This is a genomic window from Streptomyces sp. AC550_RSS872, assembly GCF_019049285.1.
GTDB lineage: Bacteria > Actinomycetota > Actinomycetes > Streptomycetales > Streptomycetaceae > Streptomyces.
This window is the reverse complement of the sequence record NZ_JAGMUL010000027.1, coordinates 1-19,555: the sequence shown is the minus strand read 5'-3', so window position 1 is coordinate 19,555 and position 19,555 is coordinate 1. Positions and strand designations below refer to the sequence as shown.

19 protein-coding genes and 2 pseudogenes are annotated in these 19,555 nt (G+C 72.2%); 13 read left to right on the top strand and 8 right to left on the bottom strand.

Going from position 1 to position 19,555, the window contains the following annotated elements; genetic code table 11:
* A partial coding sequence (locus tag KUM44_RS13985) for a type I polyketide synthase (protein ID WP_217208178.1) occupies positions 1-1,945 on the bottom strand: 1,945 nt, incomplete at its 3' end.
* Between the two features lie 11 nt (positions 1,946-1,956).
* Entirely contained in the window at positions 1,957-2,280 is a 324-nt protein-coding gene (locus KUM44_RS13980) for an acyl carrier protein (protein WP_254389503.1), read from the bottom strand.
* Between the two features lie 142 nt (positions 2,281-2,422).
* On the opposite strand from KUM44_RS13980, the gene KUM44_RS13975 reads away from it, so the two are divergent.
* From KUM44_RS13975 to serS, 11 genes are all read left to right on the top strand, one after another.
* The gene (locus KUM44_RS13975) at positions 2,423-4,054 is read left to right on the top strand and encodes an aldehyde dehydrogenase (RefSeq protein ID WP_217208177.1); all 1,632 of its coding nucleotides are present in this window, start codon (positions 2,423-2,425) and stop codon (positions 4,052-4,054) included.
* A gap of 46 nt (positions 4,055-4,100) precedes the next feature.
* Positions 4,101-5,240, top strand: a complete 1,140-nt coding sequence (locus tag KUM44_RS13970) for an acyl-CoA dehydrogenase family protein (protein WP_217208176.1) — start codon at positions 4,101-4,103, stop codon at positions 5,238-5,240.
* A gap of 136 nt (positions 5,241-5,376) precedes the next feature.
* Positions 5,377-6,672, top strand: coding sequence for an aspartate aminotransferase family protein (locus tag KUM44_RS13965; RefSeq protein ID WP_217208175.1), 1,296 nt, complete (start codon positions 5,377-5,379; stop codon positions 6,670-6,672).
* A gap of 2 nt (positions 6,673-6,674) precedes the next feature.
* Complete coding sequence (locus tag KUM44_RS13960) at positions 6,675-7,157, top strand: type II toxin-antitoxin system RatA family toxin (protein WP_217208174.1); 483 nt, start codon at positions 6,675-6,677, stop codon at positions 7,155-7,157.
* Between the two features lie 21 nt (positions 7,158-7,178).
* Positions 7,179-7,781 (top strand): hypothetical protein, encoded by a 603-nt coding sequence (locus KUM44_RS13955; RefSeq protein WP_217208173.1) that lies wholly within the window; start codon positions 7,179-7,181, stop codon positions 7,779-7,781.
* The gene (locus KUM44_RS13950; protein WP_217208172.1) at positions 7,778-8,335 is read left to right on the top strand and encodes a flavin reductase family protein; all 558 of its coding nucleotides are present in this window, start codon (positions 7,778-7,780) and stop codon (positions 8,333-8,335) included. The genes KUM44_RS13955 and KUM44_RS13950 overlap by 4 nt, the downstream gene beginning before the upstream one ends.
* Entirely contained in the window at positions 8,332-9,324 is a 993-nt protein-coding gene (locus KUM44_RS13945; protein ID WP_217208171.1) for a VlmB-like protein, read from the top strand. The genes KUM44_RS13950 and KUM44_RS13945 overlap by 4 nt, the downstream gene beginning before the upstream one ends.
* Entirely contained in the window at positions 9,321-10,328 is a 1,008-nt protein-coding gene (locus KUM44_RS13940) for a beta-ketoacyl-ACP synthase III (RefSeq protein ID WP_217208170.1), read from the top strand. Before KUM44_RS13945 ends, KUM44_RS13940 begins: the two co-directional genes overlap by 4 nt.
* 106 nt (positions 10,329-10,434) lie before the next feature.
* Positions 10,435-10,665 carry an acyl carrier protein gene (locus KUM44_RS13935; protein ID WP_193507509.1) on the top strand — a complete coding sequence of 77 codons (231 nt, stop codon included), beginning with the start codon at positions 10,435-10,437 and terminating at the stop codon, positions 10,663-10,665.
* Positions 10,665-11,885, top strand: coding sequence for a beta-ketoacyl synthase (locus KUM44_RS13930; RefSeq protein ID WP_217208169.1), 1,221 nt, complete (start codon positions 10,665-10,667; stop codon positions 11,883-11,885). Before KUM44_RS13935 ends, KUM44_RS13930 begins: the two co-directional genes overlap by 1 nt.
* Positions 11,886-12,052: 167 nt before the next feature.
* Positions 12,053-13,330: a serine--tRNA ligase gene (gene serS / locus KUM44_RS13925; RefSeq protein WP_217208168.1), complete on the top strand. Its 1,278-nt coding sequence runs from the start codon at positions 12,053-12,055 to the stop codon at positions 13,328-13,330.
* A gap of 108 nt (positions 13,331-13,438) precedes the next feature.
* Here serS and fabI read toward each other — a convergent pair whose 3' ends face one another.
* The 6 genes from fabI to KUM44_RS13895 form a co-directional block, all read right to left on the bottom strand.
* Positions 13,439-14,203 (bottom strand): enoyl-ACP reductase FabI, encoded by a 765-nt coding sequence (gene fabI / locus KUM44_RS13920; protein WP_217208167.1) that lies wholly within the window; start codon positions 14,201-14,203, stop codon positions 13,439-13,441.
* Positions 14,200-14,526, bottom strand: a complete 327-nt coding sequence (fdxA, locus tag KUM44_RS13915; protein WP_217208166.1) for a ferredoxin — start codon at positions 14,524-14,526, stop codon at positions 14,200-14,202. The genes fabI and fdxA overlap by 4 nt, the downstream gene beginning before the upstream one ends.
* Before the next feature lie 2 nt (positions 14,527-14,528).
* Complete coding sequence (locus KUM44_RS13910) at positions 14,529-15,965, bottom strand: MFS transporter (protein WP_217208165.1); 1,437 nt, start codon at positions 15,963-15,965, stop codon at positions 14,529-14,531.
* A 189-nt stretch (positions 15,966-16,154) separates the two neighbouring features.
* Positions 16,155-17,258: an acyl-CoA desaturase gene (locus KUM44_RS13905; protein ID WP_217208164.1), complete on the bottom strand. Its 1,104-nt coding sequence runs from the start codon at positions 17,256-17,258 to the stop codon at positions 16,155-16,157.
* A gap of 248 nt (positions 17,259-17,506) precedes the next feature.
* Positions 17,507-17,671, bottom strand: a complete 165-nt coding sequence (locus KUM44_RS13900) for a hypothetical protein (protein ID WP_217208163.1) — start codon at positions 17,669-17,671, stop codon at positions 17,507-17,509.
* A gap of 363 nt (positions 17,672-18,034) precedes the next feature.
* A complete protein-coding gene (locus KUM44_RS13895; protein ID WP_217208162.1) occupies positions 18,035-19,030 on the bottom strand; it encodes a DUF2156 domain-containing protein in 996 nt (331 codons plus the stop codon).
* Between the two features lie 176 nt (positions 19,031-19,206).
* Between KUM44_RS13895 and KUM44_RS13890 the strand changes: the two are divergent.
* Together KUM44_RS13890 and KUM44_RS13885 are read left to right on the top strand one after the other, a co-directional pair.
* Positions 19,207-19,300: pseudogene (locus tag KUM44_RS13890) on the top strand.
* Positions 19,301-19,346: 46 nt separating this feature from the next.
* Positions 19,347-19,440: pseudogene (locus tag KUM44_RS13885) on the top strand.
* Positions 19,441-19,555 lie beyond the last annotated feature (115 nt).

Below are 19,555 nucleotides of genomic sequence, written 5' to 3'. Positions count from 1 at the left end.
GCGCGGCGACCAGCCGTACGGCGTCGGGGAGGCTGAACAGGCCGGCGACGGCGGCGGCGGCGACCTCGCCGATGCTGTGCCCGACGAGGACGTTGGGGCGCACGCCCCAGGCCATCCACTGCCGGGCGAGGGCGTACTCGAGGGTGAACAGGGCGGGCTGGGTGTACTGCGTTTGGTCGATCGCCGCGGGGTCGGCCGCGGTGCCGAGCAGCAGGTCGCGCACGGAGAGGTCCAGGTGCTCGGCGAACAGCCGGTCGCAGGCGTCGACGTGGGAGCGGAACTGAGGGAGGGCCTCGTAGAGGGCGGCGCCCATGCCGGCGTACTGGGAGCCCTGGCCGGTGAACAGGAAGGCCGTCTTGCGGATGCCGGTGGGGCCCTCGTGGTCCTGGCCGGCCGCCCGGTGAAGGAGCCGGGCCAGGGCGGCGCGGTCGGCGACCGGGGCGGCGATGCGGTAGGGGTGGTGGGTGCGGGCGACGTTGGCGGTGTGGCAGAGGGCGTCGAGGGGGAGGTCGGGCCGCTCGTCGAGGAGCCGCTGGTGGTTGGCGGCCTGCTCGCGCAGGGCGGCGGAGCTCTTGGCGGAGAGGGTGAACAGCGGGGCGGCGGGCGTGCCGCAGGGCTGCGGTGTGCCGCTCGGCGCCGGTGCCTGCTCCAGGACCACCGCGCCGATGGTGCCGGCGAAGCCGAAGCTGTTGACGACCGCGCGGCGCACCTCGGCCCGCCACGGCTCGCAGGCGGTCGGCACGCGCAGCGGGTAGAGGTCCCAGGGGATGCGCCCGGAGGGGGTGGTGAGGTTCAGGTGCGGGTAGATGGTGGCGGAGCGCAGTTGCAGGACCGTCTTGATGACGCCGACGATGCCGGAGGCCGGCTCCATGTGCCCCAGGTTGGTCTTGACCGACGCGGTGAGCACGGGGTTGTCGGCGGTGTGCGACTGGGCGAACACGTCCCCGATGGCGCCGAATTCGATCGGGTCGCCGAGCGGGGTGCCGGTGCCGTGCGCCTCCACGTACTGGATGTCCTCGGGGGCGAGGTGGGCGGTGGCCAGCGCGGCGCGGATCACCTTCTCCTGCGCGGGGCCGTTGGGCACGGTCAGCCCGGCGCTGTCGCCGTCCTGGCCGACGGCGGTGCCGCGCACGAGGGCGAGCACCCGGTCGCCGTCACGCTCGGCGTCGCAGAGCAGCTTGAGGACCAGGACGCCGCAGCCCTCGGCGCGCGCGTAGCCGTCGGCCGACTCGTCGAAGGTCTTGCACTGCCCGTCGGGGGCGAGCATCTGCGCGTTGGAGAACATCACCGGGATGCGCGGGTGGTGCAGGGCGTTGACGCCGCCGCACAGCGCGATGTCGGTCTCGCCGCCGCGCAGGGCCTGCACCGCCAGGTGCAGTGCGACCAGGGAGGACGAGCAGGCGGTGTCGACGCTCATGCTGGGTCCGCGCCAGCCCAGGAAGTACGACAGCCGGCCCGACAGCGGGAACATCGTGATGCCGGAGGCCAGGTGGCCGTCCATCTCCTCGTACGGCAGGGACTCCAGCTCCAGGGCGTAGTCGATGGAGCTGGCGCCGACGTAGACGCCGCCGTTGCCGCGGCGCAGCGGTGCCGGGTCGATGTTGGCGTGCTCCAGGGCCTGCCAGGCGGTCTCCAGCAGCAGGCGCTGCTGGGGGTCCATGTAGCGGGCCTCTTTCGGGGAGATGTTGAAGAAGGCGGCGTCGAAGAGGTCCACGCGGTCGAGGAAGCCGCCCGCGGTGGTGTGGATCTTCCCCTTGTCCTCGGGGGTGGCGGGGGTGAACGCGTCCACGTCCCACCGGTCTGTGGGGATCGGGCCGATCCCGCTGCGCCCCTGGCGCAGGAAGGCGTCGAACTCGTCGGGCGAGGTGCTGCCGCCGGGGAATCGCAGACCGATTCCGACGATCGCGACCGGCTCGGGCGGCTGCTGGGATTCCGCACGCGGCATGGAGGGACTCCTTAGCTTTCCCGGGAGGAAGTGTCCTTGACGGCCTGGGTCAGGTGGTCCACGAGATGGGCGATGGTCGGCTCGTTGAAGAGCACGTTGACGTTGATGGAGAGATCGAGGAGCCGCTCCAGGCTCTGCCGTATTTCGGTCAGCCGCAGTGAGGTGAGTCCGAGATCGAAATAGCTGATGTCGAGCGGGAGATCCTCGGACTCGTCCATGAGGAGGACCGCCCTGAATTTCTTCAGGACGATCGACTCGATTTCTTCGGCGAGTTCGGCGCGCGGCAGATCATGCAGGCGCTGAACAGTGCTGTCGACGGGTGGCATGCGGCTCATGCAAGCAGCGCGGGCTGACGCCCCACTGACGGACGGCGGGTCCGGCTTGGCTGAATCAGCCCCCTGTCAGCGCCGGGTCAGATTCCGCTGCCACGCTCGCACTGCTTCGAAAAATCCACTCGCCAAAAGTGAAAGGCTGAAGATGCTTCGCGAAGCCGCGCAGGAGGAGAGTGCCGAGGCACCTTCCGGTATCAAGAGCTACGACCTCTACATCGCGGGCAAGGACGTCGCGGGTGACGGGTGGGTGTACACCGTCAGCGGCCGGTCCCTGCTGGAAGACGTGTTCACCAGCGTGAGCCTGAAGCGCGCCCTGGAGCAGGACCCGGAGTCCGAGGCGGCCAGGCACCCGTACGTCGTCGGGCGCTGCGCGGTCGCGGACGACGCGTCCATTGACCTGGCCTCGCAGGCGGCGGCCGCTGCCGCGGCCGACTGGGCGGCCGTGCCGCTGGAGCGGCGGATGCGGCTGGGCACCCGGTTCCGTGAGGAACTCATCAAGCACCAGGACGAGTTCTTGCGCATGCTGGTCGCCGAGTCCCACCCGGTCAAGCTGGCCCGCTGGGAGCTGAGCTGCCTGCTGCAGATCTACTCCCCGGGCTCCCTGCGCTGGTACACCAAGCAGATGCGGGTGGAGAAGGAGTACGCCGGCCGCACGCTGGTGCTGCACCGCCAGCCCGACGGTGTGGTGGCCCTCAACCCGCCGCAGAACGCGCCCCTGCCGAGCGCCGCCCTGTGCGTGCTGGCGCTGATGGCCGGCAACGCGGTGGTGGTGCGGGCGCCGCGCAGCATCGCGCTGAGCACCATGTGGCTGCTGCGGGACATAGTGGCGCCGCTGCTGGAGGAGATGGACGCGCCGGCCGGGGTGCTCAACGCGGTGTGCAGCAACCCCAAGCAGACCTTGGACCGCTGGATCGCGGACCCGCTGATCAACGACATCTTCTACATCGGCGGCAGCCAGGAGGGCCTGCGCTTCGAGCAGCGTTGCGTGGCGCACGGCAAGAAGCCGATCCTCGAGCTGGCGGGCAACGACGGCATCGTGGTGTGGAAGGACGCCGACGTCAAGTGGGCGGCCGAGGCCATCACCGAGGCCTTCTACGGCTCCGGCCAGATCTGCATGGTGCCCAACTACGTGCTGGTGCACCCGGACGTTGCGGACAGCCTGATCGCCGAGGTGAAGGAGCAGGTCAAGGGCATCCGGCCGGGCCTGCCCGAGGAGGAGGACGTGCTGCTGTCGCCGGTGCGGCGCAGCGAGCGGTTCTTCCGGCTGCTGCGGCAGGCGCTGGACAACGGCGCCGAGCTGGTCACCGGCGGGCACCGCACCGAGCTGGACGGCACGCCCTCGGAGACGGGGGTCTTCCTCCAGCCGACGGTGCTGCGCGTGGGCGGCCTGGACCGGGCGCGCACCTACGACGTGGTGCGCGAGGAGACGTTCTTCCCGCTGGTGCCGGTCGTGGTCCCGGAGCGGGAGGACGACGACGCCCTCCTGGAGGCGTTCGTGCGGTTCGTCAACAGCAACGACTACGGGCTGCGCAACTCCCTGTGGGCGCGCTCGGACCACGTCATCGAGACCTTCGTGCGGCGGGTCGTCAACGGCGGCCTGCTGAAGGTCAACGACTCCCACATCGGCTTTTTGCCCTACCTGCCCAGCCACGGCGGCACCGGCCGCACCGGCGGCGCCTTCGGCGAGGCCAACTACCCGATGCTCAAGACCTCCCACGTGCAGGGCGTCAGCATCGCCCGCGGCGTCAGCCCGTACGAGGCGGTGTTCGGCGCCTGATTGCCCTTTGCCCCTGAACCCCGCCGTTTTGCTGGAGGTTTTTCCGTTGCGTTCCCTCGACCTCGCCCGCTCCGTCTGTGAGCGCTTCCACCCCGGTCTGCTCAAGGAGCTGGAGCAGATCCCGTATGCCGACCGCGAGCGGCCCGGCAGCCCGGTGATCGACCTGTTCCGCATCCACGGCGGGGTCGGTCTGCTGATCCCCGAGGAGTACGGCGGCCACGGTGCCGGCGCGCTGGACGCGCTGCGGGTCCAGCTGGCCCTGGGCGCCGTGTCCCCGTCGCTGGTGGCGGCCGTGTCGATGCACCACTTCACCGCCGCGATGCTGTACTCGCTGGCCGTCAAGGCGGGCCGGCTGACCGAGGCGCAGACCGCCCTGCTGCACCGGATCGTGCCCGACCAGCAGGTGATGGCGTCCGGCTGGGCCGAGGGCCGCACGGCGCAGAACATCCTCAAGCCGGCCGTGACCGCCCGCCCGGTGCGCGACGGGTTCCTGCTCACCGGTGCCAAGAAGCCGTGCAGCCTGTCGCGTTCGATGAGCCTGCTCACGGCGAGCGTCGCCATCCACGGCGAGGACGGCGAGAGCGAGCTGGCGCTCGCCCTGGTGCCGGCCGACGCGCCCGGCCTGAGCGTGCACCCGTTCTGGGGCAGCGAGCTGCTGGCGGGCGCGGAGAGCGACGAGGTGCGGCTGGAGGACGTGTTCGTGCCGGCCGGCATGGTTGTGCGGGCCGGCGCCGACGACCCGCACCGCCTCGATGACTTGCAGTCGGCCGGGTTCGTCTGGTTCGAGATGCTGATCTGCGCCGGGTATGCGGGCGGTGCGCTGGCGCTGGTGGAGCAGGTGCTGGAGCGCGAGCGCGGCAGCGTGGCGGAGCGGGCTTGCCTCGCCGTGGACATGGACAGCGCGGTCGCACTGCTGGAGGGTGTCGCGCGGGCGACCGGCCCGGAGCCCGGTGACGAGGAGTCGGTGGCCCGCGTGCTGGTGGCCAGGTACGCGGTGCAAAACGCCCTGCCGGACATCGCCTCCCGCGCCCTGGAGCTGCTCGGCGGCCTGGAGTTCATCCGCGACTCCGCTGCGGCCCAGGCCGCGGCGGCGCTGCGGGCCCTGGCCTTCCACCCGCCCTCGCGCGCCACCGCGGCCGAGCCGCTGCTGCGCTGGTTCGGCGGCGGCGAGCTCGTCCTGGCTTAGGGCGTGTTGCGAACGTCCCGCCGGCCGGTGCACCCCGCTCGCGGTACCGCCGCCGCGACGCCCGCGCCCGGCCGTGGCACGCCTGGCCGGTCCTTGTCCGCACGACCCCACGACCCCTTTTTGGAGTGAGCCACCCGTGACCGTCGTCCAGGAATCCCCGGCGGCTTCGTCCGCCGACGCCGAGGCGGAGGTCCTCGGCCTGTACCGCGCGCATCTGAGCAAGGGCCGGGCCACGCTGGCCGAGCTGTTCGGCAGCCACATGGAGGTGGCGTCCGAGGGCGCCTGGCTCACCACCAGCGACGGTGAGCGCTTCCTCAACGCCGGCGGCTACGGCGTGTTCGTGATGGGCGCCCGCCACCCGATCGTGATGGAGGAGGTGGAGCGCCAGCTGCGCACCCACCCCACCGCGACGCGCATCCTGCTGGAGCCCACCGTGGCCCGCGCGGCCGAGGCACTGGTCTCGGTGCTGCCGCCCGGTCTGGACCGGGTGCACTTCGCGCTGTCGGGGGCGGAGGCGGTGGAGACCGGCCTGAAGCTGGCCCGCGCGGGCGGTTTCAGGCGCACGGTCTCCATGCGCGGCGGCTACCACGGCAAGACCCTCGGCGCGCTGTCGGCCACCGCCAAGGAGGTCTACCAGCGGCCGTTCCGCCCGCTGGTGCCCGACTTCCTGCACCTGCCCTTCGGTGACGCCGACGCCCTTGAGGCCGAACTCGCCGCCCACCCGGGCGAGGTGTGCGTCATCCTGGAGCCGGTCCAGGGCGAGGGCGGTGTGATCATCCCGCCGAAGGGCTACCTCAAGCGTGTCGAGGAGCTGGTGCGCGAGTACGACGGCTTCCTGATCCTCGACGAGGTGCAGTCCGGCTTCGGCCGGCTCGGCGAGTGGTGGGGCGCCGACATCGAGGGCGTCGTCCCGGACGTCCTGCTGGCCGGCAAGGCGCTCGGCGGCGGGGTGATGCCGGTCTCGGCGGCCGTCGCCACCGCCAAGGCCTTCCGCCCCTTCGACAAGGACCCCTACGTCCACACCGCCACTTTCTCCGGCCAGCCGGTGCTGATGGCCGCGGTCCAGGGCGCCATCCGGGCCGTGAAGGAGGAGCGTCTGGTCACCAGGGCGATGGACCTCGGCGCCCGGCTGCTGCCGGCGATCACCGAGATCGCGCACCGCAACATCCCCGGCCTCGTGGTGGACGTGCGCGGCCGGGGCCTGCTGATCGGCGTCGAGCTCGTCGAGGCCGGACTGGCCGGCGAGCTGCTGATCGAGCTGTTCAACCACGGCGTGGTCGCCAACCACTCGATGAACGGCAGCTCGGTGGTGCGGTTCACCCCGCCCGCCGTGCTCGGCGACACCGACGTGGACTTCCTCCTCAACTCCTTCGACCTGGCCACCCGCGACCTCGTACGGGGCGCGGCCACAATGCCGGAAGGCGGTAACTGATCGTGAGGCACGTCGAACTCGATGCCCTGATACCCGCGGAGCAGGCCGGTACGGTCCTTGACGCCGTTGGGCGCTGGGAGCGGTACCCGGACCTGGCGCCCCACGTCAACGCGACCACGGTGCACGCCGCCTACCCCGACCCCGCCGCCTCCTCCAGCTGGGAGCTGCACTTCCGCAGCGGCCTGCTGCGCTGGAGGGAGGACGACACCGTGCTGCCGGAGCAGGGCGAGATCCGCTTCGAGCAGTCGGAGGGGGACTTCGACTCCTTCTGCGGGACCTGGTCGGTGACGCAGGACGGCGACGACGTCGCGGTCCGCTTCGACGCCGACTTCGACTTCGGCATCCCCAGTCTGGAGGGCATCCTCGACCCGATCGCCGAGCGGGTCATCAAGGAGACCGTGGCCTGGGCGCTGACCGGTCTGTTCCCCGCCGTGCGCATCAGCGGCGGCCTCGAACTCACCCCGCCCGCCGCGGTCGGCGCCTAGCACACCGGGGAGCTGCTGACCATGGACCAGGCAAACCCGTTCGAGACACCGCGCACGTACTCGCTGCACCGCGCCGAGTACCTGGTGGGCTTCGCCGTCACCACCGGCCTGATGATCGCCCACTTCGACGAGATCCGCTGGCTGCCGGCGATCGCCCTCTTCCTCTACATCGACCTGATCGGCTACATCCCGGGCGCGGTCGCGTTCCGGCGCAGTGGCGGGCGGCCGATCCACAAGGCGTACTACGTCCTGTACAACGTGATGCACAGCCTCATCACCCAGGCCGCCGTGGCCGCGCTGTGGTGCTGGCTGGTGAAGCCGGAGTGGGCGCTGCTGGTGCTGCCCTTCCACCTCTTCGGCGACCGCGGGCTGTTCGGCAACTTCATGAAGTCCTTCGCGCTGCCCTTCGAGCCGGTCCGCCAGCCCGGCTACCTGCGGCTCCTGGACGACCTGGGCCTGGCGCACCCGGGGCCGGTCGGGCATGTGACGGACCCGGTGCCCCGCGGGCACGTCCCGGTCAGGGGGCCGGTGCCGCGGGCGGATGCCGCCGCGGCGGGACAGGCTCCGGAGCAGGCCGCCGTGGCCGGTCAGTCCGCGGCCCGTCAGGCGGAGGCGCTGCGATGAGCACCGCGACCGCGGCCGGGCCGCGCACGCGCCGGCCAGTCCGCCAGGACCCGGCCGAACGGCGCCGGGCGCTCTACCACCTGGCGTCCCCGGTGTCGGTGCTCACCTGCGGCCCGCAGAGCCGGATGCACGGCACCACCGCGAGCACGGTCACCCTGGTCTCGCGCGAGCCGCTGCTCGTCGGCGTCGTGCTGCGGGCCGGGTCGTCCTTCGCCCGGCGGGCCGCCGCCGAGGGCCGGTTCGCGATCAACGTGCTGGGCGGTGAACAGGCGGAGGTGGCCCGCCGGTTCGCCGACAGCGCCCGCCCCGAGGGCAGCGCCCAGTTCGCGGGCCTGGCCTGGACGGCGGACCCGTACGCGCAGGCCCCGCTGATCGCGGGCGCGCTCGCCCACTACACCTGCCGCTTCCACTCCGCCCACGCCGCGGGCGACGGCGAGCTGCTGCTCGGCCACGTCGTGCGCGCCAGGGCGGACGAAGGGCTCCCCCTGCTGAGTTACGCCGGCCGCCTGCACGCCGGCACCCTGCATCCGGCGAAGGAGGCCGCCGCGTCATGACGCAGTCCAAGGTATTCGTGGCCCCCGAGGCCGACTGGGACAAGGCGCCCGGTCTGCTGGACGGGGCGAAGGAACTCACCCTCGGCCCGAAGGAGTGCGACCTCGCCTACTGGATCACCTCGGTGGCCCAGGGCACGCTGCGCGACCGCGGCGTGAGCGGCCACCACGACGACGCGATCGTCCCGGACTTTTTGAAGGAGCCCGGCCCGCTGCGCGAGGCGCTGGTGCTGGAGTTCGGCCTGCGCGCGCTGTCCGAGGAGCTGGCCACCCGGCTGCTCGGCCACTACGTGTCGATCGCGCCCGGCATACCCGAGATGGAGTTCTACGCCACCCAGCTGCTCGACGAGGCGCGGCACGCCCGGGTGTTCCGCAACCACCTGGTGGAGCTGGGCATCGAGGCCGACACGCTTTTGAAGAACATCGACGAGATGGCCCGGGACTACCGCGCCCGGGTGCTGGACCCGGTGGTCGACTTCACCCTCGACATCGTCCGGGACCAGGCCGACTTCCCCGGCGGTGTCGCCGTGTTCGCCATCGTCATCGAGGGCGTGCTGGCGCCGGCCGCCGAGCTGAGCGAACGCAAGTGGACTCCCCTGTCCCCGGCCACCGGCGAGATCTCCCGCGGCACCGCGATCGACGAGATCCGCCATCTGACGGTGGCCAGCACCATCCTGCGCGACCACGTGGCCGCGCACCCCGAGTACCGTCCGCGGCTGCTTGAGATCCTGCGGGCCGGGGTGCGGCTGTGGGACGAGATCCCCGACCGGGAGTTCGTGATCCACCGCGAGGAGCTGTTCCAGGAGGGCATGCTCCGGCACGCCGACCGGATCGGCGACTACGAGATCTGGCCCGGCGTGCGGATGCTGGACACCACTGCCGAGCAGCGCTACGACATGGCCGAGCGGTGGACCGAGGAGATGGCCGCGGCCCGGATGGCCTACATGGGCCTGCCCCTGGAGGTCCTCAGCAGTGCGGGGCCGGGCGCGTGAGCGCCCGACGGGCCGCCGTGGTCTGCGGGATCGGGTCGTATGTCCCGCCCGGTGTGGTCACCAACGAGGATCTGGCCCGGCGTCTGGACACCTCCGACGACTGGATCCGCTCGCGCACCGGGATCGCCCGGCGCTGTGTGGTGGCCCCGGGCACGGCGACCAGCGACCTGGCGGTCGAGGCGGGCCTGCGGGCGCTGAAGTCGGCCGGCGACGAGCGGGCGGGCGCGGTGGTGCTGGCCACCACCACCCCGGACCAGCCGTGTCCGGCCACCGCGCCGCAGGTCGCGGCGCGGCTCGGACTCGGCGAGGTGCCCGCCTTCGACGTGGCCGCCGTCTGCTCGGGTTTCCTGTACGGCCTGGCCAGCTCGGCGGGTCTGATCGCCGCCGGGGTGACGGACCGGGTGCTGCTGATCGCCGCGGACGCGTTCACGACGATCGTCAATCCCGAGGACCGCACCACGGCGGTGATCTTCGCGGACGGTGCGGGCGCGGTGCTGCTGCGGGCCGGCTCTGACGGGGAGCCGGGCGCGGTGGGGCCGCTCGTGCTGGGCAGCGACGGCGCGCTGAGCCATCTGATCGAGGTGCCGGCCGGAGGGTCGCGGCAGCGGTCGTCCGGCCGGGAGCCCGCACCGCAGGACCGTTTCTTCAAGATGGTGGGCCGCGACACCTACCGGCATGCGGTGGAGCGGATGACCGCCGCCTCCACCGAGGCGGCCGAGCGGGCCGGCTGGCGGCTGCTGGACGTCGACCGGTTCGCCGCGCACCAGGCCAACGCCCGCATCCTGGAGGCGGTCTCGGAGCGGCTGGGCATCCCCGGTGAACGGCGGCTGAGCAACATCGAGGCGGTCGGCAACACCGGCGCCGCCTCACTGCCGCTGCTGCTGGCCGAGAGCGCGGCGAGCGGGCGGCTTGCCGCCGGGCACCGGCTGCTGCTGACCGCGTTCGGCGGCGGGCTGTCCTGGGGCGCGACCACGCTGGTCTGGCCCGAGGTGCAGACGGTCTGATGTGCCGTCACAAGCGGGGTCCTGGCCGGCCCCTTCCACAAGCGCTGTCCGACACAGCGGAGAACGGGCGCTTGCGCCTTCGAGAGAATTTCCGAAAGGAACCGACATGCTGGAGCAGCTCAAGGAAATCCTGTCCAACAAGCTCAAGGTGTCGCCCGAGGCCATCGTCCCGGAGGCCACCCGGGAGGACATCGAGCTGGACTCGCTGGCCGTGGTGGAGCTGTCGCTGCTGCTGAAGTCCGAGCTCGGCCTGGACGTCAGCGACGACGACCTGCTGGAGGCGGAAACCGTGGCCGACATGGTCCGGCTGATGGAGGAGCGGAGTGCGAAGGTCTGATGGCCGGCATGGACATCGCCGTCACCGGGCTCGGCCTGGTCACCCCGGGCGGTATCGGGGTCGGGCCGAGCTGGGCGGCGGTCTGCGACGCAAGGCCGGCCGCCGCCCTCGATCCGCTGCTGACGGATAACCCCGTACGTATCTCCTGCCGGGTGCCCGGCTTCGATGCCGAGCGTCTGCTGAGCGCGCGGCGGGCTCACCGCCTGGACCGGTTCGTCCAGTTCGCGCTGGTCGCCGCGCACGAGGCGGTGGCCGACGCGGGCCTGGACCCGCAGACGTGGGACGGGGCGCGGGTGGGTGTGGTGCTGGGCTGCGCCGACGGCGGCCCGGGCACCGTCGAGGAACAGCATCACGTGCTGCGCGAGCAGGGCGCAGGCCGGGTCTCGCCGCTGCTGCTGCCCATGCAGCTGCCGAACATGCTGGCCGGGCAGACGGCCATCGAGTTCGGGGCGACCGGGCCCAACCTGGTGGTGGCCACCGCCTGTGCCTCGGGCGCGACCGCCATCGGCACGGCCCGGGACCTGCTCGCCCTCGGCCGCTGCGACGTCGTCCTCGCGGGCGGCAGCGAGGCCATGGTCACCCCCCTGGTCATGGCCGGCTTCGCCCAGATGGGGGCGCTGTCCAAGCGGCACGACGACCCGGCGTCGGCGTCGCGGCCGTTCGACGCCGACCGGGACGGCTTCGTCGCCGGGGAGGGCGCCGGCATCCTGGTCATGGAACGGGTGGCGGACGCCCGCGCCCGCGGCGCCCATGTGCACGGCCGGATCATCGGCTACGGCGCCACCGCCGACGCCCACCACATGACGTCGCCGCACCCCGACGGCGCGGGCATCGAGGCCGCCGTGCGCGCCGCGCTCGCCGACGCGGGCGCGGACCCGGACGACGTCGAGCACGTCAACGCCCACGGCACGTCGACACCGCTGAACGACCTGGCGGAAGCCCGCATGATCGGCCGGACGCTGCGCGGCGACCCGCTGGTCACCTCCACGAAGGGAGTCACCGGACACCTGCTCGGCGCGGCCGGGGCGGTCGAGGCCGCCTTCACCGTGCTCAGCGTCGAGCACGAACTCGTGCCCCCCACCGCCAACCTCGTCATGCCCGACTCCAGGATCGACATCAAACTCGCCCAGACCGCCACCTACATGCCCATCGACCTCGCCCTGAGCAACTCCCTGGGCTTCGGCGGCCAGAACACGGCCCTGGCCATCGCCCCGGCCTGAACGCCCCCCGGGCACCCACCGGCAGCCGCCTGCGGAGCACCTCCGCCGGGCGGCTGCTGCCGTGCGGCACCCGCCCGGCCCCGCCGGGCCCGCCGGCCCCGCCGGCCCCGCCGGTCCGCGGGCCGGCACCCGCCCCACCCCGCCCCGCCCCATGTCAGGAGTCCACCGTGCACGATCCCCAAGAACTGCTCAAGGACGGGCCGCAGGCCGTACGGCGGCTGGCCCGCCGCCGCCACGACCTGGACCCGGCCGCGCTGGCCGGCGCCCTGCACGAGCGCAACGGCGCGCAGGCTGAGGTGACCCGGCTGCGCACCGAGCTGAACCGCACGGCCAGGGCCCGCCGCTCGGGCCCGCCGACCGAACAGGAGAAGGTGTCCGCCCGGGCGCTGCGCAGCCAGGTCCAGCGGGCCGAGGCCGCCGCCCGCACGGCCGCCGGACGGCTGAGCGAGCTGCTGCTCGGCGTCCCCAACATCCCCCTGGACGCGGTCCCGGACGGCGACTCGGAGAAGGAGGCCGTTGAGATACGCCGGGGCGGTCCCGCTCCGCGTCCGGCGGACGGCGCCCACCACCACGCCGACATCGGGGAGTCACTGGGCATCCTCGACGGCCCGGCCGCGGCCCGGCTGTCCGGCGCCCGCTTCGCCGTCGCCCGCGGGGCCGGGGCACGACTGGAGCGGGCCCTGCGCGGCTTCTTCCTCGACCTGCACACCCGCGAGCACGGCTACACCGAGCAGTCGGTGCCGTTCCTGGTCGACCGCGACACCATGACCGGGACCGGGCAGCTGCCCAAGTTCGAGGACGACCTGTTCCGCACCCAGGTCGGTGAGCGGGAGCTGTTCCTGATCCCCACCGCCGAGGTCCCGCTGACCAACCTGGTGGCCGGCCGGCTCCTCGACTCCCGCTCGCTGCCGCTGGCCTTCACCGCCTGCACGCCCTGCTTCCGGGCGGAGGCCGGGGCGTACGGCCGGGACACCCGCGGCATCCTGCGGCTGCACCAGTTCGAGAAGGTGGAGCTGGTGCGCGTCTGCGCCCCCGAGGACGCCGCGGCGCAGCTCGAACTCATGGTGAACCACGCCGAGGAGTGCCTGAAGCGGCTGGAACTGGCGCACCGCGTGGTGCTCCTGCCGGCCGGCGACCTCGGGTTCAGCGCCCGGATGACCTACGACATCGAGGTGTGGCTGCCGGGCAGCGGCTCCTGGCGGGAGATCTCCTCGGTCTCCGACTGCGGCACCTTCCAGGCACGCCGCGCGGACATCCGCGTCAAGCGGCCCGACGGGAGCAGGACGGCGGCCGTCACGCTGAACGGCTCGGCGCTGCCGATCGGCCGCACCCTGGCCGCGCTGCTGGAGCAGGGCATACGCAAGGACGGCTCGGTGGTGCTGCCCGAGGCCCTCGTCCCTTACACCGGTTTCAGCCGGATCCTGCCGGGCGGGGACACCGCGTAAATACCGGCGGGCTTTGGCCGCGAAAAAAGAAAAGGGGGGCGGGAGCCGGGTCCGCGACCCGGCTCCCGCCCCCCCCTTTTCTTTTTTCGCCGCGCCCGGCGGCGGGCTTCAGGCGCCCGTCATGTGCACCCCTCCGTCGACGTGCACGATCTCCCCCGTGGTGCGCGGGAAGAAGTCCGACAGCAGGGCGACGACGGCGCGGGCCGCCGGGTCCGGGTCGGTGGCGTCCCAGCCCGCCGGGGCCCGGTCCTCCCAGAGGCCGGCGAGATCGGTGAACCCGGGGATGGACTTGGCGGCCATCGAGCGCAGCGGCCCCGCCGCGACGAGGTTGCAGCGAATGCCGCGCCCGCCCAGGTCCCGGGCGAGGTAGCGGCTGGTCGACTCCAGGGCGGCCTTGGCGACGCCCATCCAGTCGTAGCGCGGCCAGGTGAGCGCGGCGTCGAAGGTCAGCCCGACCACCGCACCGCCGCGCCGCTCCATCAGCGGCAGGCAGGCCCCGGTCAGCGACTTCAGGGAGTACGCCGACACGTGCACGGCGCTTGAGACGTCGTTCCAGTCGCCGTCAAGGAAGGAGAAGGCGCCCCGCGGCCCGTAGGCGATGGAGTGCACCAGTCCGTCCAGGGTGTCGGTGTGCTCACGGATCCGGTCCGCGAGGCCGTCCAGCTGCCGCTGGTCGGTGACGTCGAGTTCGAGGACCGGCGCCGGTTTCGGCAGCCGGGCGGCGACGCGCTCGATCAGGGAGAGGCGCCCGAAACCGGTCAGGACGACCTCGGCCCCCTCCTCCTGGGCGATGCGGGCGGTGTGGAAGGCGATGGACGCGTCCGTGACGATGCCGCTCACCAGGATCCGCTTGCCGGCGAGGAGTGCGCTCATGTCCGCCTCACCGCCTCGGGCAGGGCCCGCACCAGCGGGGAGTCGTGGCCGAGGGCACCGAGGGCGGCGGCACCGCCGGGCGAGCCCACGGCGGCGAAGAAGTCGGCGTTGGAGGCGGTGTGGTCGCCCCACTCGGCGGGCACGTCGTCCTCGAAGCAGATCGCCTCGACGGGGCAGACCGGTTCGCAGGCGCCGCAGTCGACGCATTCGTCCGGGTGGATGTACAGGGCCCGGCGGCCCTCGTAGATGCAGTCCACGGGGCACTCGTCGACGCAGGAGCGGTCCTTGACGTCGACGCAGGGCAGCGCGATGACGTAGGCCATCGTCAGCTCCTCTTCGTCACAGGGGTGGTCGCAGGGGTGGTCGGGGGTGCCGGCGCGCCGTCGACCGCAGCGGCGGTGGTGCGCTCGCCCAGCAGCAGGACGGTGGCCGCCAGGGCCGCCATCGCCGCGGCGATGACCCCGAACAGGGCCCCGGGGCCGTGCGAGTGAAGGACCGGCAGCAGGACGAACGGCAGTGCGGCGGCGCTGAGTTTGGACAGCGAGTAGGCGGCGCCGGACGCGGTGGCGCGGATCGCGGTCGGATACTGCTCGCTCAGGTACACGTGCGAGACGCTGGAGAAGACGTTGCTGCACAGGGTGTACAGGAAGCCGAACGCCACGATGAGCGCGGGGGAGGCGGCGTAGGCGAAGCCGAGGCCGGCCACCATCATCGCCGCCGCCGAGGCCGCGACCAGCGTGCGGCGTTCGAACCGGTCGACGACCGGCAGGGCCAGCGCGGAACCGGCCGGGTAGCCGAGGAAGGACAGCGCGGTGAAGCCGATGCCGGCGACGATGCCGTAGCCCTTGGCCGCGACGATCTGGGGGGCCAGGGTGCCAAAGCCGTAGTAGCCGACCACGGACAGCACGCAGAAGATCCACAGCACCATCGTGCGGCGCCGCATGCCAGGGCCGAACACGTCGCGCACCCGGTGGGCGACCGCGGCCGGCTCCACGGGTCCGGCGGCGTCAGCGGCCACCGGGCGGGCCGCTGCGGGACGGTCCGGCCAGGCCTGCTTCTCCATCTCGGCCACCAGCAGCTCGGCCTCCTCGGTGCGGCCCTGGGCGGCCAGCCATCTCGGCGACTCGATCAGCCGGCGGCGCAGCACCCACACCACGGCGGAGCCCAGCGAGCCGATCACGAACAGCCAGCGCCAGCCGTCGATGCCCAGCGGGGACAGGGGCACCAGCCACAACGCGGCGAAACCGACGGCGGGCACCCCGCAGAAGGCGACGGTGTAGGCCCAGGCGATGTAGCGGCCGCGCCGCCTGGCGGGCAGCACGTCGGCCAGGTAGCAGTCGGACAGCACCTGTTCGGCACCGATGCCGATACCGGCCATGAAGCGCGTGACGATCAGCCAGGTGGCGTTCGGTGAGAAGGCGCCGAGCAGGGAGAAGCCCGAGTAGATGGCGAGGTTGATCAGGAAGGCCCGGCGCCGGCCGAACCGGTCGGCGATCCGGCCGAGCACCAGCGAGCCGATGAACTGGCCGATGAACACCGAGGCCAGGACGAGTTTGAGCTCCGTCGTCCCGAAGGCGAAGTCGCTCTGGAGCACCTTGGCGATGGTGCCCGAGAGGTTGTTCTCGAACGTGTCGAAGAGCAGGCCGATGCCGATGACCATGGTGAGTCTTCGGTGCATCGGGGTGATCGGCATGCGGTCCAGGCGGACCCCGATCGCGGCGGGAGCGGTGACACCGCCCGCCACCGTGGTGGTCTGGGACATGGGAAAGGCTCTCCTTGCCACTGCTGGTTCTCAGGGGACTCCCGGTGCGGCAGCAGCCCGGGCCGGCGGCGGGCCCGGGCCTGCGGGGCAGGGGGCGGGGGCTGTGCACGCGCAGGGGTGCCGGGGGCGTGCGGGAGGAGGCGCGTGGGGGTCCCGGACCGGCGGCGGACCGCCGGGGCGCGGGCCGGGTCAGGCCGCCTGGGCTGCCCGCCGCCTGATCTCCTCCTCCACCGTCCCGGCCCGCACCGGCTCACTGACCTCGTGCAGGTAGGAGGCGACCTCCCGGTAGGACGCCCAGAAGCCGACCTCGTGGTACGGCACCCCGCGCTCGGCGCAGTAGGCGCGGGTCAGTTCCCGGGCGCGCGGCAGGTGCCTTTGCGGCATGGCCGGGAACAGGTGGTGCTCGACCTGGTAGTTGAGGCCGCCGTAGAGGAAGTCGACCACCGGGTTCGGGCGGATGTTGCGGGAGGTGAGGACCTGGCGCTCCAGCCAGTCCAGGGTCTCCTCCGCTCCGTCGCGGACGTCCATGCCCTTGTGGTTCGGGGCGAAGATCATGCCGAAGTAGACGCCCAGGGCGGCGTGCTGCACGAGGATGAACGCGACGGCCAGGACCGGCGAGAGCACCGTGAAGACCAGGGCGCCGTACAGGGCGGCACGCGCCACGATCAGGAACGACTCCAGCACGGGCCGCTTGGTCTTGCCCTGCGCGATGGACACCACGGCCGTCCGGAGCATCTTGAAGCCCTCCAGGACGAGCAGCACGAAGAACAGCACGCTCTGGTGACGCACGACGAACTTCTGCGTCCGACGCCGACTGGGGTACTGCTTGACGTCGAAGATGACGGTACGCCGGCCGATGTCCGGGTCCTTGTCCAGATGGTTGGGGTTGCTGTGGTGCCGGTTGTGGTGGTTGACCCACCAGCCGTAGCTGACCCCGTTGACGAGGTTGGCGTGGATGTAGCCGACGGCGGAGGCGGCCTTCTTGCTGCGGAACATGGCCTTGTGGCCGGCGTCGTGCCACATGAACGCCGACTGGCCGCCGCACAGTCCCATCCACAGGGCCGTCAGCAGCTGCCACCAGGAGTCGCCCAGGGCGAAGAACGCGGCGAATCCGATCAGCAGCAGGGTGGTGTTGAGCGCGAGGCGGCCCACGTAGTAGCGCGGGTCCAGGTCGAGGAGACCTTCCGCCTTGACGCGTTTGAGGAGCTCGGCGAACGTCGCCGAGGCGCCGGTGCGCGGGCCGGCCGCGCAGGCGGCTGCTGCACCGGCTTGTTGTGCGTGCGGACGCTGCATGCGTTGCTCTCCTTGGGAGAAGTGCCCGGTTCGGGCGGCGGCGCCGCCCGCCCGCCAACCTGCGGGCGCCGCGAGTCGACAGTGCTCCCGCGGGCGGTCGGGAACGCGCGGGCGTGTCCGCCCGGCGGTCCGGGACCGCCGGAGCACCGCTGGGTACTCCGCCGGAAGACCACCACCGGACGAACACGTGTCCAGCGTGCTGCGTCGCGCTGATGTGCCACTGATACCGGTCTGATCGGCGGCGGCCCTCAGGCGGCCGACTGGGCGCGCAGCCGTTCGTCGAGCGCCAGGACGGCGGCGTCCGCGTCACGCGCCACGTCCTCGTCGTCGGGCGCGCCGATGACGGCCATCAGCCGGTCCACCACGGTGTGCTTCAGGCCTTCGGTGCTGGTGTCGGGTCCGTTGCCGCTCATGGCTGGTTCTCCTGTCCGGGAAGACGGGTGGTACGGGAAGGCAGTACCGGAAGGCACTGCGGGAAGGCACTGCGGGAAAGTGGTGCGGGGAGGCACTGCGGGAAGGCGGTGCCGGGAGGCGGTGCGGGAAGGCAGTGCGGGAAGTCGGTGCAGGGAGGCGGTGCGGGAAGGCACTGCGGGAAGTCGGTGCAGGGAGGCGGTGCGGGAAGGCACTGCGGGAAGGCGGTGCGGGGAGGCGGTGCAGGCAGGTGGTGCGGGAAGGCGGTGCGGGAAGGCACTGCGGGGAGGTGGTGCGGGGAGGGCGGCCCGCGGCACGCCGGGCGGGCGGGCGTGTGCCGCCGCACAACGGCCGGGGAGGGCGCGTCAGAACGCCTTGCAGGCACGGAAGACGTGGGCGAAGGACGGCAGTGAGGCCTGCGGGCCGTCGAAGGCGACGTACTCCGGGATGACCACGTCCGGAGCCCACTTCTGCTTGTACGACAGCTGCGTCTGCGCCGGGTACAGCGCGGCTCCCTCGGCCCACAGGGCGTGCATCAGCCACTGGAACGCCGGGCTGTGACCCTCGATCTCGTGGCCGGCGTCCAGCCCGGTGAACGGGGTGAAGCCGAAGTGCAGCCACGCGGCGCCCTCCGAACGGAACACCTCCACAGCACTCGCGTTGATGGCCTCCATCAGCCCCGGCGAGCCGTCCGGGACACGCCGGCTCAGGTCGTGCATCCAGCCGGCCCGGCTGCCGTACACCGGCGAGTAGGAGATGTACGCCACGGGGCTGCCGTCGATGGTGCCGGTGAACAGCCGGCGGTGCGCCTGGGCCCCTCCCCCGATCTGGCCGACCAGGAACTCCAGTTGCCGGGCGCCGCCCTTGGAGCCGAGCCAGGCCCGGTCGATCGCGGCGATCGCGTCCTGCCAGCCGTCGGCGGGGACCTCCTTCACGACCAGGCCGTTGCGGCGGGCCCGGGAGATCTTGTTGCGCAGCTGCATGAAGCGGGTGCCGCGCAGCGTGAAGTCCGCCAGGGCGACGGCCCAGGAGGCGCCGACCTGGTTGACGGTGAAACCGCGGCGGGCGTAGTGCTCGCCGTCGGCGCGCTGGAGCTGGATGCCGACCAGAGTGCGGCCCTCCTCCCTCACCTGCCGGCGGAAGGCCTCCAGGAGCGGGCCGTAGGCGTCGGGGGCGGCGAAGGGGCCGCCGAACTGGACGGCGAACCGGCCCGTGCGGCGGTACACGACGACGCCGTCGGCACCGGGCAGTGTGAAGACGTCGTTTCCGCTGTTAAGGGCCAAAAACGCGCTGGGGTTCTCACTCGACGTATGGGTGCGTATCGCCTCGAGAACCGGGTTGCTCATTGCGGTCACGGTCATTGTTTTCCCCTTTCGGGAGCGTTTTCCGTCCCCTGGAGTAGAGCATCGAGGACCGGTGCGGGAAAAGACCGGACGGGAATTCTGTGAGCGAGTCAGAGCAACGTCAGCGCTTTGTCAGACCTCCCTGCCAAGGTTGTTCTCGTGAACGGCACGGGAAACCGGAAGGCCGGGAACGAGGAGAGGTGCCCGGAGCGGCTCAACGGGGACCAGAGAGCAATCTCACGGTCGGGCCCACAAAGGCCCACGCAGGTTCGAATCCTGCCCTCTCCGCGCCACACCCGCAAAACAGCACAGAAAACCAGCACGCCAGAAACAAGGAGAGGTGCCCGGAGCGGCTCAACGGGGACCAGAGAACAATCTCACGGTCGGGCCCACAAAGGCCCACGCAGGTTCGAATCCTGCCCTCTCCGCTCGTCGTGCGCGCCGGCACCCGGCCGCCGGTGCGCCCCCCGTGCCGGCGGCCACACGGCCCCGGCGCCCCCACACACCGTCGGCGATCCCCCGCGCCGGCGGACACCCGCGCCC

Bases quoted from the DNA above. Each gene is read 5' to 3' on its own strand.
- KUM44_RS13980 (WP_254389503.1), bottom strand. From the start codon at position 2,280: ATGAGCCGCATGCCACCCGTCGACAGCACTGTTCAGCGCCTGCATGAT.
- KUM44_RS13975 (WP_217208177.1), top strand. From the start codon at position 2,423: ATGCTTCGCGAAGCCGCGCAGGAGGAGAGTGCCGAGGCACCTTCCGGT.
- KUM44_RS13955 (WP_217208173.1), top strand. From the start codon at position 7,179: ATGGACCAGGCAAACCCGTTCGAGACACCGCGCACGTACTCGCTGCAC.
- KUM44_RS13950 (WP_217208172.1), top strand. From the start codon at position 7,778: ATGAGCACCGCGACCGCGGCCGGGCCGCGCACGCGCCGGCCAGTCCGC.
- KUM44_RS13945 (WP_217208171.1), top strand. From the start codon at position 8,332: ATGACGCAGTCCAAGGTATTCGTGGCCCCCGAGGCCGACTGGGACAAG.
- KUM44_RS13935 (WP_193507509.1), top strand. From the start codon at position 10,435: ATGCTGGAGCAGCTCAAGGAAATCCTGTCCAACAAGCTCAAGGTGTCG.
- KUM44_RS13930 (WP_217208169.1), top strand. From the start codon at position 10,665: ATGGCCGGCATGGACATCGCCGTCACCGGGCTCGGCCTGGTCACCCCG.
- fabI (WP_217208167.1), bottom strand. From the start codon at position 14,203: ATGAGCGCACTCCTCGCCGGCAAGCGGATCCTGGTGAGCGGCATCGTC.
- fdxA (WP_217208166.1), bottom strand. From the start codon at position 14,526: ATGGCCTACGTCATCGCGCTGCCCTGCGTCGACGTCAAGGACCGCTCC.
- KUM44_RS13910 (WP_217208165.1), bottom strand. From the start codon at position 15,965: ATGTCCCAGACCACCACGGTGGCGGGCGGTGTCACCGCTCCCGCCGCG.
- KUM44_RS13905 (WP_217208164.1), bottom strand. From the start codon at position 17,258: ATGCAGCGTCCGCACGCACAACAAGCCGGTGCAGCAGCCGCCTGCGCG.
- KUM44_RS13900 (WP_217208163.1), bottom strand. From the start codon at position 17,671: ATGAGCGGCAACGGACCCGACACCAGCACCGAAGGCCTGAAGCACACC.
- KUM44_RS13895 (WP_217208162.1), bottom strand. From the start codon at position 19,030: ATGACCGTGACCGCAATGAGCAACCCGGTTCTCGAGGCGATACGCACC.